This is a genomic window from Variovorax sp. GW822-FHT04A09 (assembly GCF_058801005.1).
In genome coordinates, this window is sequence record NZ_JBXAMV010000005.1 from 1 (window position 1) to 13,722 (window position 13,722).

Sequence of the window (13,722 nt, forward strand, 5' to 3'; positions counted from 1 at the left end):
GCCGTGGTCAACGTGACCGATCGTGCCCACGTTCACGTGCGGCTTGGTGCGGGTGAATTTACCTTTTGCCATTTTTCGACTCCGAAAAAAACGATTTCAACGCATGCAGATGGGTCGCAAGCCTGTCGTTGCAACCCCAGAAAACTGGTGCCCTTTGCGGGAATCGGACCCGCGACCTCTCCCTTACCAAGGGAGTGCTCTACCACTGAGCCAAAAGGGCTTTTGTTCTAACCAAATCGCTTCCGGCGCCGAACCGGGTCTCTGGAGCGGGAGACGGGAATCGAACCCGCGTCATCAGCTTGGAAGGCTGGGGTTCTACCATTGAACTACTCCCGCATCGGGGGCACTTCAAGGCACCCAAAGCGCTAGATCCAATCGCTCTTAGAAACCAAATTCATCGCTGGTGGAGAGGGCTGGATTCGAACCAGCGTACTCGTAAGAGGGCAGATTTACAGTCTGCTGCCATTAACCACTCGGCCACCTCTCCGGCGAACCTCGAAATATAGCACGATTTTGTGACTACACAGGATTCCCAGCAAAAGATGAAGCGTGGAAACCTGCTCGAGGTGTGAAGCCTCTGATTATGAGCGAAGTTCGGAGCCTCCCGACTGCTGCGCCTCACGCCACGCACGGGCTTGGCCAAAATGACCGCAGCCGATGAACGGAACCGGCGGCCGGAGCGCAGACAGCGGCGAGGGATGATTCGACATCAGCACCTTATGGCGCTCAACGTCGATCAACGCACGCTTACTTTGCGCGTGCGAGCCCCATAGCATAAAAACAACAGGTCGTTCGCCCTGCGCCACATGGCGAATCACGGCATCGGTCAGCACCTCCCAGCCGCGGCCCGCATGGCTGGCCGGCTGGGCTTCCTCGACCGTGAGGCAGGTGTTGAGCAGCAGCACGCCGTGCGTCGCCCATTTCACGAGACTGCCGCCCGGGTTCGGAAATGCCGGCGGCGGCGTGCCCAGGTCGCGCTGGAGCTCCTTGAAGATGTTGCGCAGCGATGGCGGCAGCGCCACGCCCGACGCCACCGAGAAGGCCAGGCCCTCGGCCTGCCCGCGCCCGTGGTACGGGTCCTGGCCCAGGATCACCACGCGCACGTCTTCCGGCGGCGTGAGTTCCAGCGCCCGCAGCGGCTGCGGCGGAAAGATCACCGCCCCGGCGTCGAGGCGCTCGCGCAGGAAACCCTGCAGCTTCTGTCCGACCGCGCTGGCGAAGAAATCGTCGACCAGCGGCTGCCAGCCCGGCGCCACCGGCCAGTCGGCAGGATCGCTGCTCGACAGCTGGTCCGGCCGCGTCATTTGAACAATGCGGCGAGCGCCTCGCCGGGTTCCTTGGCGCGCATGAAGGCTTCGCCGACCAGGAAGGCATTGACGCCCGCGGCGCGCAGCGTGGCGACGTCCTCGCGCGTGGCGATGCCCGATTCGGTCACCGGCAGGCGATCCGCCGGCAGCCTGGGCAGCAGATCGATGGTGGCCTGGATCGACACCTCGAAGTTGCGCAGGTTGCGGTTGTTGACGCCGATGAGCGGTGTCTTGAGCTTCAGCGCGCGATCGAGCTCGGCCGCGTCGTGCACCTCGACCAGCACCGCCATGCCCAACCCGCGCGCGATGGCTTCGTAGTCCTTCATCTGCGCGTCGTCGAGGCAGGCGGCGATCAGCAGGATCGCGTCGGCGCCCATCGCGCGCGACTCGTACACCTGGTAGGCGTCGACGATGAAATCCTTGCGCAGCACGGGCAGGTCGCACGAGGCGCGCGCCTGCTTGAGGTAGTCGACGCCGCCCTGGAAGAACTGCTTGTCGGTCAGCACCGAGAGGCAGGCCGCGCTGACCACGCCGTCGCCCTCGGCATAGCTTTGTGCGATGTCGGCCGGAATGAAGTCTTCGCGCAGCACGCCCTTGCTCGGGCTGGCCTTCTTGACCTCGGCGATCACCGCCGCCTGGCCGGCCGCAATCTTGGCGCGCAAGGCGGCTTCGAAGTCGCGCGTGAGCACGCGGCTTTCGGCGTCGAAGCGCACGGCCTCGAGCGGGGCGCGCTTCAGCGCGGCGGCGACTTCCTGGCGTTTGACGGCGACGATCTTGTCGAGAATGTCTGACATGGCTTGCTCTGCTTTCGGTGGCACGACGGCCTGATTCTCAGAAGGAGGTGGAGGCCTTGACCAGCTCGTCGAGCTTGGCCTTCGCCGCACCGGATGCGATGGCCTGGCGCGCACGTTCCACGCCCGCCGGCACCGAGTCGACCACGTTGGCCGCGTACAGCGCCGCACCCGCGTTGAGCAGCACGATGTCCAGCGCCGGGCCGGCCTGGTTGTCCAGCACGCCGATCAGCATCGCCTTCGACTGCTCGGGCGTCTCGACGCGCAGCGAACGGTTGCTCGCCATCTGGAAACCGAAGTCCTCGGGGTGCAGCTCGTACTCGCGGATTTCGCCGTCCTTGAGCTCGCCGATCATGGTGGCAGCGCCCAACGAGATCTCGTCCATGCCGTCGCGGCCGTAGACCACCAGCGCATGCTCGGCGCCGAGGCGTTGCAGCGCACGCACCTGGATGCCCACGAGGTCGGGGTGGAACACGCCCATCAGGATGTTCGGCGCGCCGGCCGGATTGGTCAGCGGGCCGAGGATGTTGAAGATCGTCTTGATGCCGAGTTCCTTGCGCACCGGCGCGACGTTCTTCATCGCGGGATGGTGGTTCGGCGCGAACATGAAGCCGATGCCGACCTGCGCGATGCACTGCGCGATCTGTTCGGGCTTGAGGTTGATGTTGACGCCCAGCGACTCCAGCACGTCGGCACTGCCCGACTTGCTCGACACGCTGCGCCCGCCATGCTTGCTCACCTTGGCGCCGGCCGCGGCCGCCACGAACATCGAGCAGGTCGAGATGTTGAAGGTGTGCGAGCCGTCGCCGCCGGTGCCGACAATGTCGACAAGGTTCGTGGTGTCGGCCACGGGCACCTTGGTCGACACCTCGCGCATCACCTGCGCGGCGGCGGTGATCTCGCCGATGGTTTCCTTCTTCACACGCAGGCCGGTGATCAGCGCGGCCATCATCACAGGCGAACACTCGCCGCTCATGATGAGCCGCACGATGTGCAGCATCTCGTCGTGGAAGACTTCGCGGTGCTCGATGGTGCGCTGCAGCGCTTCCTGGGGGGTGATCATGGGAATGTCTCCTCGGTGTGTGCGTGTAGCCAGGCGTCAGGCCTTGAAGAAGCCGCGGATCGCCGCGACGGCGCGGTCGACGCCCGCGGCATCGACATCCAGGTGCGTCACGAAGCGCAGGCGGTACAGCCCGGTCGCGAGGATGCCCTGCTGGTTGAGGCTGGCGAGCAGTTCCGCGGAACGCGCCTGCGCCGCCCCCGTGAGATCGACGAACACGATGTTCGTGTGCGGCGCCTCGACCTTCAGGCCGTCGATGCCCTCGAGCCCCTGTGCGAGGCGCTGCGCCAACGCATGGTCGTCGGCCAGGCGGTCGATGTGGTGGTCGAGCGCATGCGAGGCCGCGGCCGCCAGCAGGCCGGCCTGCCGCATGCCGCCGCCCGCCATCTTGCGGATGCGGTGGGCGCGCGCGATGAACTCGCGCGAACCGACCAGCGTCGAGCCGATGGGTGCGCCCAGGCCCTTGCTGAAGCACACCGACACGCTATCGAAGCACTGCGCGATGCGGCGGGCCTCGGCGCGGATGTCGCTGCGCTTGTTCAGCGCGGCCTGTGCGGTGGCGGCATTGAAGAGCCGCGCGCCATCGAGGTGCCGCTGCAGCCCCTTGCTTTTCGCCAGGTCGGTCGCGGCCTGCACGTACTCGAAGGGCAGCAACTTGCCGCCCAGCGTGTTCTCCAGCGCCAGCAGCTTCGTGCGCGCGAAGTGCGCGTCATCGGGCTTGATGGCGGCCTCGATCTGCGCCAGCGGCAGCGTGCCGTCGGGCGCGTGGTCCAGCGGCTGCGGCTGCACGCTGCCGAACACCGCGGCGCCACCGCCTTCCCAACGGTAGGCATGCGCCTGCTGGCCGACGATGTACTCATCGCCGCGGCCGCAGTGCGACAGGATCGCGCACAGGTTGCTCTGCGTGCCGGTGGGCACGAACAGCGCCGCCTCGAAGCCCAGCAGCGCGGCGATCTTCTCCTGCAGCGCATTGACGCTCGGGTCGGTGCCGAAGACGTCGTCGCCCAGCGGCGCAGCCGCCATGGCCTCGCGCATCGCGGGCGTGGGCTGCGTGACGGTGTCGCTGCGCAGGTCGACGATGGGAGTGCGTTCGGTCATGGTGGGTCAGTCCAGGAAGTTCTTGAGCATGGCGTGGCCGTGCTCGGTGAGGATCGATTCGGGATGGAACTGCACGCCTTCGATGCGCACGTCGTGCGCAAAGCCGGTGTGTCGCACGCCCATGATCTCGCCGTCGTCGGTCCAGGCGGTGACAGCCAGTTCCTTCGGGCAGCTCTCGCGCTCGATCGAGAGCGAGTGATACCGGTTGACGATGAACTTCTGCGGCAGCCCCGCGAAAACGCCCTCTTGCGTGGTCGTGATCTCGCTGGTCTTGCCGTGCATGAGCTGCTGCGCGCGCACGATCTTGCCGCCGAAGGCCGCGCCGATGGCCTGGTGGCCCAGGCACACGCCCAGGATGGGCAGCTTGCCCGCGAAGGCCTCGATGGCCGCCACCGACACGCCCGCCTCGGCCGGCGAACACGGACCCGGCGACACCACCAGCCGCGTCACGCCCGAGGCGATCAGCGCGCCGATCTGCTCGACGGTGATCTCGTCGTTGCGGTGCACCTGCACGTCCGCCCCCAGCTCGCCGAAGTACTGGACGATGTTGTAGGTGAACGAATCGTAGTTGTCGATCATCAGCAGTTTCATGGCTTGCTCACAATCCGGTGCACGCCCTTGACGACGGGGAACACGTTGAAGTTGATCAGCAGGCCCAGCTTGAGGCCCGACAGGCGCAGTGCGGCGAGCACCTGCGCGCGGTGCAGGTCGGTCAGCACGTCGACGGCGCGCAGCTCGACGATGACCGACTGCTCGATCACGAAGCCCGCGCGGTACACCTCGCCCAGCGACCGGCCCTTGTAGCTGGCCGACAGCGCCACGTCGCGCGCGAAGCCGATCTCGCGTTCGGCGAGTTCGATGGCCAGTGCTGCAGCGTAGGCGCCCTCGTCGAGCCCCGTGCCGAGCACGCGCTGCACCTCGACGGCGGCGCCGATGATCTCGTGCGAGAAGTCGTTCTGGATGTCCGGTGCGGAATTCATCGTATTACCTCCGTGCTGCGCACTGCGGTGCGAGCTTGCTTGGGGCGGCCCGGCGCTGCGCTCATTCCAGGCCTTCCTCGACCAGTTCGGCGGCGCGCAGGAGTGCGCGCGCCTTGGCTTCTGTTTCCTTCCACTCCAGCTCGGGCACCGAGTCGGCCACCACGCCGGCCGCGGCCTGCACGTGCAGCATCTGGTCCTTCACGATGCCGGTGCGGATCGCGATGGCCACGTCCATGTCGCCCGCGTAGCTGATGTAGCCGCAGGCGCCGCCGTACAGGCCGCGCTTGGTGGGCTCCAGTTGGTCGATGAGTTCCATCGCATGCACCTTGGGCGCGCCGGTCAGCGTGCCGGCGGGGAACGTGGCCTTGAGCACGTCGATGGCGGTCATGCCGTCCTTCAGCGTGCCTTCGACGTTGCTCACGATGTGCATCACGTGGCTGTAGCGCTCCACCGCGAAGGCCTCGGTCACCTTCACGGTGCCGGTCTTGGCGATGCGGCCGATGTCGTTGCGCGCCAGGTCGATCAGCATCACGTGCTCGGCGCGCTCCTTCGGGTCGTTGATGAGTTCCACCTCGGCCGCCTTGTCGAGCTCGATCGACGCGCCGCGCGGACGCGTGCCGGCCAGCGGGCGGATGGTGATCTTCTGCTCGCCGTCGCCCGTGTTCTCCTGGCGCACCAGGATCTCGGGCGAGGCGCCCACCACGTGGAAGTCGCCCAGGTTGTAGTAGTACATGTAGGGCGAGGGGTTCAGCGAACGCAGCGCGCGGTACAGCGACAGCGGCGATTCGGTGTAGCGCTTGCTGATGCGCTGGCCCACCTGCACCTGCATGAAGTCGCCGGCGGCGATCATCTCCTTGGCACGCTCCACGGCCGCAAGGTAGTCGGCCTTGGCGAAGCTGCGCTCGGGCGGGTGCGCCTGCGTGGGCTTCACGACGGGCGCACTCACCGAGTACTTGAGCTTGTCCTTGAGCTCGCGCAGGCGACGCTTGCCCACGGCGTAGGCCTCGGGCTGCTTCGGGTCGGCGTAGACGATGAGGTAGAGCTTGCCCGACAGGTTGTCGATGACCGCGAGTTCTTCGCACTGCAGCAGCAGGATGTCGGGGCAGCCCAGCGCGTCGGGCGGGCAGCTTTTTTCGAGCTTGCGCTCGATGTGGCGCACAGTGTCGTAGCCGAAGTAGCCGGCCAGGCCGCCACAGAAGCGCGGCAGGCCGGGCCGCAGCGCGACCTTGAAGCGCTTCTGGTAGTCGGCCACGAAGTCCAGCGGGTTGCCCTTGGCGGTCTCGACGACCTGGCCGTCGGTCACGACTTCGGTGACGGCCTCGTCGCCAAAGCCGCTGGCACGCAGCAATGTGCGCGCCGGCAGGCCGATGAAGCTGTAGCGCCCGAAGCGCTCACCGCCCACCACCGATTCGAGCAGGAAGCTGTGCTTGCCGCCGCCCTGCGAATGGGCGAGTTTCAGATAGAGGGAAAGAGGCGTTTCGAGGTCGGCAAAGGCCTCGGCCATCAGCGGGATGCGGTTGTAGCCCTGGGCGCTGAGGCTCTTGAATTCAAGTTCGGTGATCACGGATCGTTCTCCAGTTGCCTGCCGACGCTCCTTTGGCCGGTGGCAAGGTCATTCACGAGAGTGGCCCGGTGCCGGCATGCGTGCCGGCTCGGAACCGCGGGCGCACGGCGTGCGCCGCGCAATCAAACAGTCAGCGATGTATGGCGACGCCAGGGCCAGGCTCCCCGGCTGCCTTCACCTGTTTGAATGATGTGATGAACGAACATGGAGCGCCGAGTTTAGCCCACGAAAACCTGGCCTTGTGCAACCGCTGGCTTCAGGGTTCCCCCGGAGCCTGCGGGATAAAACGAAAAGATACATTCGCACGACCGTTCGCAAATTCAAGGAGACTCACTTGCTCGCACCCCTGCTCCCGGCCGTGTTCTCCCGCCTCGCGGCGCTCGCTGTCCTCTCGGCCGCGCTCTGCGGCAGTGCCTTCGCGGCGCAGGTCGAGGTGGCGGGCGTCAAGCTCGACGACCAGATGGACCTGCGCGGCGCCCCGCTGGTGCTCAACGGCGCGGGCATCCGCTACAAGACCATCATCAAGGTCTACACGGCCGGCCTGTACCTGGGCAAGAAGGCCTCGACCACCGAAGAAGCGCTGGCCGTGCCGGGCCCCAAGCGCGTGGCGATCACCATGCTGCGCGACATCGACGCCAACGAGCTCGGCAAGCTCTTCGTGAAGGGCGTGGAAGACAACTCGCCCAAGAGCGAAATGGTCAACCTGATCCCCGGCCTGCTGCGCATGGGCCAGATGTTCGCGGACCAGAAGCAGCTCAAGGCCGGCGACACCTTCACCATCGACTGGGTGCCCGGCACGGGCACGCTGATCACGGTGCGCGGCGTGCCGCAGCCCGACCCGGTGAAGGAAGTGGCGTTCTTCAATGCGCTGATGCGCATCTGGCTCGGCCCCAACCCGGCCGACTGGAAGCTGAAGGACGCGCTGCTCGGAAAGCAGTAACTAGCCGGGCGGCCGGTCAGGCCGTCGCGAGGTCGGCCAGCGAATCCACGAAGCCGTCCGCATCCACGCCGCGCACCGGCTCGCCGTGGTTGTAGCCGTAGGTCACGAGCACCACGGGACAGCCGGCGGCGCGCGCGGCACGCGCGTCGTTGCTCGAATCGCCCACCATCAGCGTGCGCGCGGGCACCGTGCCCAGCGCCTCGCAGGTCTTCAGCAGCGGCAGCGGATCGGGCTTCTTGCGCTCGAAGGCATCGCCGCCGAACACCTGCTCGAAGAAGCCGTCGAGCCCCTTCGCCGCCAGCAGCGGCTTGGCGAAGGAGGTCGGCTTGTTCGTGAGGCAGGCCAGCCGCAGCCCGCGCGCGCGCAGCGCCTTCAGGCCCTCGACCACGCCAGGGTAGGCGGCCGAATACCGGCCGTTGATCTCCAGGTAGTGGTGCTGGTAGCGCTCCCACGCGCGATCGAACAGCGCCGCCGGGGCCGGTGCACCCACGTGCGCCAGCGCCGACAGGATCAGGTGCTCCGACCCCTTGCCCACCATGCGCCCGATGGCGGCGGGTGCCACCGGCGGCAGCTCGAGGTCGCGCAGCATGCGGTTCAGGGCCTCGGCAAAGTCGCCGAGCGTGTCGACCATGGTGCCGTCGAGGTCGACGATGGCGGCGTCGAAGCGGGAGAGATCGGTGCGAAGAGTGTCCAAAACAGGCGGCTCCCGGGGAGCGAAGTGGGTGGTGGATGCGCGAGGCACGCATTGTCCCCCGGCCGCAAAATAGGCGCCCATGACCCCCACGACGCCCCCGCCCTCCGCCCCTCGCCCCATCCGCACCGCCGCCACGCTCGTCGTGCTGCGCGACGGTCCCGAAGGCCTCGAGGTGCTGATGCTGCGGCGGGCCGAGAAGGCCAACGACCAGAACAGCGGCGCCAGCGTCTTCCCCGGTGGCATGGTCGATGCGCACGACCGCCTGCTGCACCCGCTGTGCGCGGGCCTGGACGACGCCGCCGCGAGCGCGCGGCTGGGCCTGCCCGAAGGCGGGCTCGACTTCCACGCTGCGGCGATCCGCGAATGCTTCGAAGAAGCCGGGCTGCTGCTCGCGAACGATGCGCAGGGCCGGCCGGTCGAGCTGCTCGCGCTCACGTCGGGCGAACTCGACGCCATGCGCGCCGCCGCCGAACGCAGCACCGACGCCCTGCTCGCCCTGTGCGCCGAGCGCGGCTGGTGCCTTGCCGTCGACCGCATCGCGTACTTCAGCCACTGGCTGACCCCGCCCGGCATGCCGCGCCGCTTCGACACGCGCTTCTTCGCGGCCGCGATGCCCGCCGGCCAGGACGTGCGCCCCGACGGCCGCGAGACCGTCGAGCACCTGTGGCTGAAGCCCGCCGACGCGGTCAGCCCCGAACGCGACCTCAAGCTGCTGAACGTGACGCGGCGCGTGCTCGAGCACCTGGCCACCTTCGCCCGCGTCGACGACTTCATGGCCCACGCGCGCGCGCTGCGCCGCATTCCGCTGACCATGCCGCGCCTGGCCGACGGTCCCAAGGGCCGACGGCCGGTGAACATGGAAGAGCCCGCCTACGACGAGATCGGACACCTCGATCCCGACGGCCAGGGCGGCGGCCGCTATGCGCTCGAAGCGGGTCTGGTCACGCCGCTGTCCGCACGCGTGCTGCGCGTCGTGCACGACAGCGGCCTCAACAGTTTTCTCATCGGCGGCACCGAAGGCTGGGCGCTGGTCAACCGCGTGCCCGGCGATGCGGCGCACGAGGCTGCGCTGCGGGCGGCGGCGCCTGGACCGGTGCGATGGGTGCTGTCGGCGGACGCTGCGCCGCAATCCCTGGACCTCGGCGGCGCCACGCTCCATGTGCTGGGCGCGCAGGGTTTCCTGCTGGCAGAGGAGCGCATGCTGTTCACGCACGACGCGACGGCGCCCGTGTCCGATACGGATCACCTCGTCGAATGGATCGTGCCCGCGCGCGGCTTCATGCGCCGCCCGGCGTCGGCGCTCGCCGACTGAGCCGCGTCTTCAGGCCTGCTGCGCTTCCGTCAGCGCCTGCGCCGCCACCACCGCCTCGGTGCGGTTGCGCACGTTGAGCGCGCGGAAGATGGCCGCGAGGTGGATCTTCACCGTGCCTTCGCTGATGCCCAGGCTGCGCCCGATCAGCTTGTTCGGCTTGCCTTGCGACAGCAGCTGCAGCACCTCGACCTGCCGCTCGGTGAGCACGCTGCGCAGGTGTTCGAGGGTCTGGGTGCCGCCACCGCCGTTGCCGCCACCGCGCGCAAAGGGCTCGCCCGCCGCGGCCGACGACGGCGACACGCCGGCCACGATGCCCGGCGGCAGCGCCGTGAGCATCATCGGCGGCACGTACACGCCGCCCGCCAGCACCAGGCGCACGGCCGACAGCATGACGTCGGGCGAGTAGGCCTTGGGAATGAAACCGAGCACGCCGCGTTCGAGCGCGCTGCGCATGATAGACGGGTCTTCGTAGCCCGACAGCACGATCACGGGCACGGCCGGGTGTCGTCGCCGGATCTCGTCGATGTGGGCCTGCCCGTCCGCGCCGGGCATGTTGAGGTCGATCAGGGCCAGGTCGAGATCGTCGGTCGCGCCGGCAAGCAGTTCGTCGACGCTCAGCGCCAGGACGAACTCGATGCCAGCTCCCAGCTCCGACAACTTGGCTTTGACCGCCTCGATGACGAGCCGGTGGTCGTCGGCGATCAGAATTTTCATGGCATACCCCAGTGTCCCAACGTCAATGTGCATTGGATTCTTCTGCGACTGCGAAGATAACGGCGATTGCTCCGTCCAGCAAGGCCGCCGCGCCCCACCAACGGCATAGACCCCAAGCGGTATGGCGGCCCCGTGGGCCCGTTGAAAAAATGAACGCCCACTCCAACGACCGGGGACATGGGCATGTGCGATCGCTGCAGACGCCGGTGCAAGGCATGCTTCGCAATGCACGCTTGAGAAGCGGGCATCCCTCATGGCCCGCCTGCTCGACTGCTTCTCGCCCTTCATTGCCTTCGGTCTCGGCCTGGACGCATCGATCGCGGCCGGCCACCCCACCCTCACCCACGGCGACGCCCAGCGCGAGGCCCTGCGCCTGCTGGACATCGCACGCGCCGACGCCGACGTGGCCGGCGCCACCGCCACCCAGATCGAATCGGCCGCCTTCGCCATGGTCGCGTGGCTCGACGAGATCCTGGCGCGCCACCCCGACGCCGTGGACGGCGCCGCGCCGCTGCAGGTGCAGCTGTTCAACTCCAACAACGCGCACAGCGAGTTCTTTCACCACCTCTCGGCCCTCGGCGCGCAGGACCACGCGGTGCGCGAGGTCTACTGGCATGCGCTGGCACACGGCTTCAAGGGCCAGTACTACTTCGAGTCGGGCGACGAAGGCGAGCTCGGCAAGCTGAAGGACCTGCACGGCCGGCAGCTGCAACCGCCGCCGCTCGAACTCGGCAGCCTCGCGCAGGACCACATCACGCCCCAGCCCTACGGCGTGCCCGACCCGCGCGGCCCGGCCGACATGCGCCGGCGCGACCGCACCGTGCTGCGCACCGGCGCCGCGCTGGCCGTGCTCGTGCCCGCGCTCTTCCTGCTGTGGCACTGGCTGGCGGGGCCGCCGGCCGCCGGCACGGCGCTCACGCAGCGCATCGACCGGCAACTCGCCAGCTACGCCTGCGCGGACCTCGAAGCCTCGATCGACCCCGACGGCCGCCCGCGCGTGACCGGCTTCGTCTCGCAGCGCGACGACCTGCTCAAGGTGGCGGAAGACGTCGCGGCCATTCCCGGCGTGCGCGCGCCGCAGTTCGACGTCGGGCTGCGCGTGTGGCCGCACTGCGAGGTGTTCGCCATCCTCAAGCCCTCGCAGGCGCGCAACCGCCAGAAGAACCACGGGCTGAGCGTGAGCGCGCCGTCCGCGCGCGACGGCCGGCTGCGCGAGGGCGACGCGGTGCGCGTGCAGGTGGTCGCGCCGCGCCACGAGAGCTACATCTGGGTCGACTACTACACCGCCGATGGCTCCGTGATGCACCTGAACACCGGGCCGGCCCCGACGCGGCTGCGCGCGGGCGAGTCGCTGGAACTCGGGTCCGACATTCCCTCGAGCTGGCTTGTGAGCCCCCCCTTCGGCAACGTGCTGATCACCGTGCTGTCGGCGCCGATGCCGTTCAGCGAAACCTCCGACCGCCCGCCGTACGAGATGGCCTCGGCCTACCTGCTGCGCCTGCGCGAGGCGCTGGCGGCCAGCAGGAACAGCGAGCGGCTGATCGCCGACTTCATCTCCCTCGAAACCGTGGCGCGCTGACCTCGCCCTTCCCCACCATGTTCGACACGCTGTCACCCGTGCACCTCTTCTGGCCGCTGCTCGCGGTCTGCCTCGCCGGCCTGGCGCTGCTGTACGCCGCCGTGCGCGACGCCGGCCGCGGCGCGCGGCGACGCGGCCTGCTGCGGCGCGTCGATGCCCTCGGTGCGCCCGCCGACCACGCCGCCGTCGACGCGCTGAAGGAGGCCATGGCGCAGGCGCGCACCTCGCTGCGGCAGGCGCCGCGCACGCGCGCGACGGCGCCGTGGTTCCTCTTCATCGGCGGTCCGGCCACCGGGCTGCCGGGGCTGCTCTCGGCCGCCCGTGCCGAGTGCGTGGCGCCGCCGCCGCACGAGGCACCCGGCACGCCCTGGTGGCGCTGGTGGACCACCGGCGCGCTGACGGCCATCGAGCTGCATCCCGACGCCATCGGCGACCAGGCCGGCACGGCGCCCGCGCGCGGGCTCTGGCTGCAGTCGCTGCTGGCGCTTGCCGAGCGGCGCGAACGCCTGCCGCTGCACGGCGTGGTGGTGTGCGTGGCGGCCGGCGACCTGCTGTACGGCGACCCGGCCCTGCGCAAGCGCGCCACCACGAACATGCGCCGCCTGCTCGACGAAGCCAGCGACACGCTGCGCCTGCAGCTACCGGTCTACCTCGTCGTGACGGGCCTCGAAGGCCTGAAGGGCTACGCCACGCTGCGCGCCGCACTGCCGCCCGAGGTGCTCGCACAGGCGCTCGGCCACCGCGTGGAGCACCCGTTCGCGGCGCACGCAGCGCGCGCCGCCGACCGGCTCGATGCGCTGTTCGATCCGCTCGTGGCGCAGCTGCACGGCCTGCGCATGGCCCTGCTGCGCGAGCAGCCGGGTCCCGCGGGGCGGCTCGCGCTGCATGGCTTCGTGGAGAGCGTGCGCACCTTGCAGCCCGCCTTGCGGCAGGTGGCGCAAGGGCTGTTCGAGGGGCACGGCAAAGGGGTGCGCGCGCCGCGCTGGCGCGGGCTGTACCTCACGGCGACGGCGTCGGAGAACGGCACGGGCGCCGCGTTCGTGAGCGACCTGTTCGGCCGCTTCCTGCCGGCGGACCAGCCACTGGTGCGGCCGGGGCGCTTCGCGCCCACGGTGCCGGCGGAACTGCGCTGAGGCCGCCGTGCAGCTGGCGCTACTTGGCCGCGGCGTCCACGCGGATCTGGCGCGCGCCGAAGGTCACGTTGAGCACCTGCGCCTGGCCCGGGGTGACCGCGCGCACCTCGCGCCAGCGCGCGCGGTCGAGGTCGCGGAACGCGGCCATCACGCCGATCGCCTTGGCATCGGCCGGCAGGGTGAGGTCGAGCTTCTTGCTTTCGCCGGGGCGCAGCAGCATTTCTTCGCGCTGCACCAGTTCGGCGCCGAGCGTGGCCTGGTCTTTCTCGAACAGCGAGAAGAAGTCGGCGCCTTCGAAGGGCCCCGGTGTCTTGAGCGCATAGACGCGCACCGTGAGCGGCGAGGCGCGGCCGCGCGCGTCGGGGTTGGCATCGGCGCCGGCCGTGAGCGTGATCGACACCGGCGTGACCACCGGTTTGCTCGCGCAGCCCGCCATCAGAAGACCCGCTGCAGCAAGGCCAAGGGCTGCGATACGGCGTCGCGATGCGACAGCAAGGAGGCCCTCATAGGACGAATGGTGTGTACCCAGCGTGCGCATGCTATTCCCTTC

The 13,722-nt window shown here is 68.9% G+C and carries 14 protein-coding genes, 3 tRNA genes and 1 pseudogene; 4 read left to right on the forward strand and 14 right to left on the reverse strand.

The features are described 5' to 3' along the window. From AC1RLW_RS23445 to trpE, 11 genes and pseudogenes are all read right to left on the reverse strand, one after another. A pseudogene (locus AC1RLW_RS23445) lies at positions 1 to 72 on the reverse strand (GTP-binding protein); the annotation flags it as partial. 73 nt (positions 73 to 145) lie between these two features. Beyond that, positions 146 to 220: transfer RNA gene (locus AC1RLW_RS23450), tRNA-Thr, on the reverse strand. Between the two features lie 42 nt (positions 221 to 262). Continuing rightward, positions 263 to 336: transfer RNA gene (locus AC1RLW_RS23455), tRNA-Gly, on the reverse strand. A 65-nt stretch (positions 337 to 401) separates the two neighbouring features. Next, positions 402 to 487, reverse strand: a tRNA-Tyr gene (locus AC1RLW_RS23460). A 94-nt stretch (positions 488 to 581) separates the two neighbouring features. Continuing rightward, positions 582 to 1,304 (reverse strand): uracil-DNA glycosylase, encoded by a 723-nt coding sequence (locus AC1RLW_RS23465; protein ID WP_139701542.1) that lies wholly within the window; start codon positions 1,302 to 1,304, stop codon positions 582 to 584. Further along, positions 1,301 to 2,101 (reverse strand): indole-3-glycerol phosphate synthase TrpC, encoded by an 801-nt coding sequence (gene trpC / locus AC1RLW_RS23470; protein ID WP_070063899.1) that lies wholly within the window; start codon positions 2,099 to 2,101, stop codon positions 1,301 to 1,303. The genes AC1RLW_RS23465 and trpC overlap by 4 nt, the downstream gene beginning before the upstream one ends. 37 nt (positions 2,102 to 2,138) lie before the next feature. Continuing rightward, positions 2,139 to 3,161, reverse strand: a complete 1,023-nt coding sequence (trpD, locus tag AC1RLW_RS23475) for an anthranilate phosphoribosyltransferase (protein WP_493195351.1) — start codon at positions 3,159 to 3,161, stop codon at positions 2,139 to 2,141. A gap of 36 nt (positions 3,162 to 3,197) precedes the next feature. Continuing rightward, positions 3,198 to 4,256: a low-specificity L-threonine aldolase gene (ltaE, locus tag AC1RLW_RS23480; RefSeq protein WP_493195353.1), complete on the reverse strand. Its 1,059-nt coding sequence runs from the start codon at positions 4,254 to 4,256 to the stop codon at positions 3,198 to 3,200. Positions 4,257 to 4,262: 6 nt separating this feature from the next. Then, positions 4,263 to 4,847, reverse strand: coding sequence for an aminodeoxychorismate/anthranilate synthase component II (locus tag AC1RLW_RS23485; protein WP_070063896.1), 585 nt, complete (start codon positions 4,845 to 4,847; stop codon positions 4,263 to 4,265). Beyond that, positions 4,844 to 5,236 carry a GxxExxY protein gene (locus tag AC1RLW_RS23490; protein WP_390346915.1) on the reverse strand — a complete coding sequence of 131 codons (393 nt, stop codon included), beginning with the start codon at positions 5,234 to 5,236 and terminating at the stop codon, positions 4,844 to 4,846. Before AC1RLW_RS23490 ends, AC1RLW_RS23485 begins: the two co-directional genes overlap by 4 nt. 61 nt (positions 5,237 to 5,297) lie before the next feature. After that, positions 5,298 to 6,800, reverse strand: coding sequence for an anthranilate synthase component I (trpE, locus tag AC1RLW_RS23495; RefSeq protein WP_056584602.1), 1,503 nt, complete (start codon positions 6,798 to 6,800; stop codon positions 5,298 to 5,300). A 334-nt stretch (positions 6,801 to 7,134) separates the two neighbouring features. On the opposite strand from trpE, the gene AC1RLW_RS23500 reads away from it, so the two are divergent. Next, on the forward strand, positions 7,135 to 7,740 hold the full coding sequence (locus AC1RLW_RS23500) for a chalcone isomerase family protein (RefSeq protein ID WP_095743420.1): 606 nt from the start codon (positions 7,135 to 7,137) through the stop codon (positions 7,738 to 7,740). A 16-nt stretch (positions 7,741 to 7,756) separates the two neighbouring features. Here AC1RLW_RS23500 and AC1RLW_RS23505 read toward each other — a convergent pair whose 3' ends face one another. Further along, positions 7,757 to 8,434, reverse strand: a complete 678-nt coding sequence (locus AC1RLW_RS23505) for a phosphoglycolate phosphatase (protein WP_493195357.1) — start codon at positions 8,432 to 8,434, stop codon at positions 7,757 to 7,759. Positions 8,435 to 8,513: 79 nt separating this feature from the next. Here AC1RLW_RS23505 and AC1RLW_RS23510 point away from each other — a divergent pair, with 79 nt between their 5' ends. Beyond that, a complete protein-coding gene (locus tag AC1RLW_RS23510; RefSeq protein ID WP_493195359.1) occupies positions 8,514 to 9,746 on the forward strand; it encodes an NUDIX hydrolase in 1,233 nt (410 codons plus the stop codon). Between the two features lie 9 nt (positions 9,747 to 9,755). Here AC1RLW_RS23510 and AC1RLW_RS23515 read toward each other — a convergent pair whose 3' ends face one another. After that, on the reverse strand, positions 9,756 to 10,460 hold the full coding sequence (locus AC1RLW_RS23515; RefSeq protein WP_070063891.1) for a response regulator transcription factor: 705 nt from the start codon (positions 10,458 to 10,460) through the stop codon (positions 9,756 to 9,758). A gap of 253 nt (positions 10,461 to 10,713) precedes the next feature. Between AC1RLW_RS23515 and AC1RLW_RS23520 the strand changes: the two genes are divergently transcribed. Together AC1RLW_RS23520 and AC1RLW_RS23525 are read left to right on the forward strand one after the other, a co-directional pair. After that, positions 10,714 to 12,039 carry a DotU family type IV/VI secretion system protein gene (locus tag AC1RLW_RS23520; protein ID WP_493195361.1) on the forward strand — a complete coding sequence of 442 codons (1,326 nt, stop codon included), beginning with the start codon at positions 10,714 to 10,716 and terminating at the stop codon, positions 12,037 to 12,039. Positions 12,040 to 12,056: 17 nt separating this feature from the next. Continuing rightward, positions 12,057 to 13,172 (forward strand): type VI secretion system protein, encoded by a 1,116-nt coding sequence (locus tag AC1RLW_RS23525; RefSeq protein WP_493195363.1) that lies wholly within the window; start codon positions 12,057 to 12,059, stop codon positions 13,170 to 13,172. A 19-nt stretch (positions 13,173 to 13,191) separates the two neighbouring features. Here AC1RLW_RS23525 and tssJ read toward each other — a convergent pair whose 3' ends face one another. Continuing rightward, complete coding sequence (gene tssJ / locus AC1RLW_RS23530) at positions 13,192 to 13,710, reverse strand: type VI secretion system lipoprotein TssJ (protein ID WP_070063888.1); 519 nt, start codon at positions 13,708 to 13,710, stop codon at positions 13,192 to 13,194. Positions 13,711 to 13,722: the final 12 nt, after the last annotated feature.

Bases quoted from the DNA above. Each gene is read 5' to 3' on its own strand.
- AC1RLW_RS23465 (WP_139701542.1), bottom strand. From the start codon at position 1,304: ATGACGCGGCCGGACCAGCTGTCGAGCAGCGATCCTGCCGACTGGCCG.
- trpC (WP_070063899.1), bottom strand. From the start codon at position 2,101: ATGTCAGACATTCTCGACAAGATCGTCGCCGTCAAACGCCAGGAAGTC.
- trpD (WP_493195351.1), bottom strand. From the start codon at position 3,161: ATGATCACCCCCCAGGAAGCGCTGCAGCGCACCATCGAGCACCGCGAA.
- ltaE (WP_493195353.1), bottom strand. From the start codon at position 4,256: ATGACCGAACGCACTCCCATCGTCGACCTGCGCAGCGACACCGTCACG.
- AC1RLW_RS23485 (WP_070063896.1), bottom strand. From the start codon at position 4,847: ATGAAACTGCTGATGATCGACAACTACGATTCGTTCACCTACAACATC.
- AC1RLW_RS23490 (WP_390346915.1), bottom strand. From the start codon at position 5,236: ATGAATTCCGCACCGGACATCCAGAACGACTTCTCGCACGAGATCATC.
- AC1RLW_RS23510 (WP_493195359.1), top strand. From the start codon at position 8,514: ATGACCCCCACGACGCCCCCGCCCTCCGCCCCTCGCCCCATCCGCACC.
- AC1RLW_RS23515 (WP_070063891.1), bottom strand. From the start codon at position 10,460: ATGAAAATTCTGATCGCCGACGACCACCGGCTCGTCATCGAGGCGGTC.
- AC1RLW_RS23520 (WP_493195361.1), top strand. From the start codon at position 10,714: ATGGCCCGCCTGCTCGACTGCTTCTCGCCCTTCATTGCCTTCGGTCTC.
- AC1RLW_RS23525 (WP_493195363.1), top strand. From the start codon at position 12,057: ATGTTCGACACGCTGTCACCCGTGCACCTCTTCTGGCCGCTGCTCGCG.
- tssJ (WP_070063888.1), bottom strand. From the start codon at position 13,710: ATGCGCACGCTGGGTACACACCATTCGTCCTATGAGGGCCTCCTTGCT.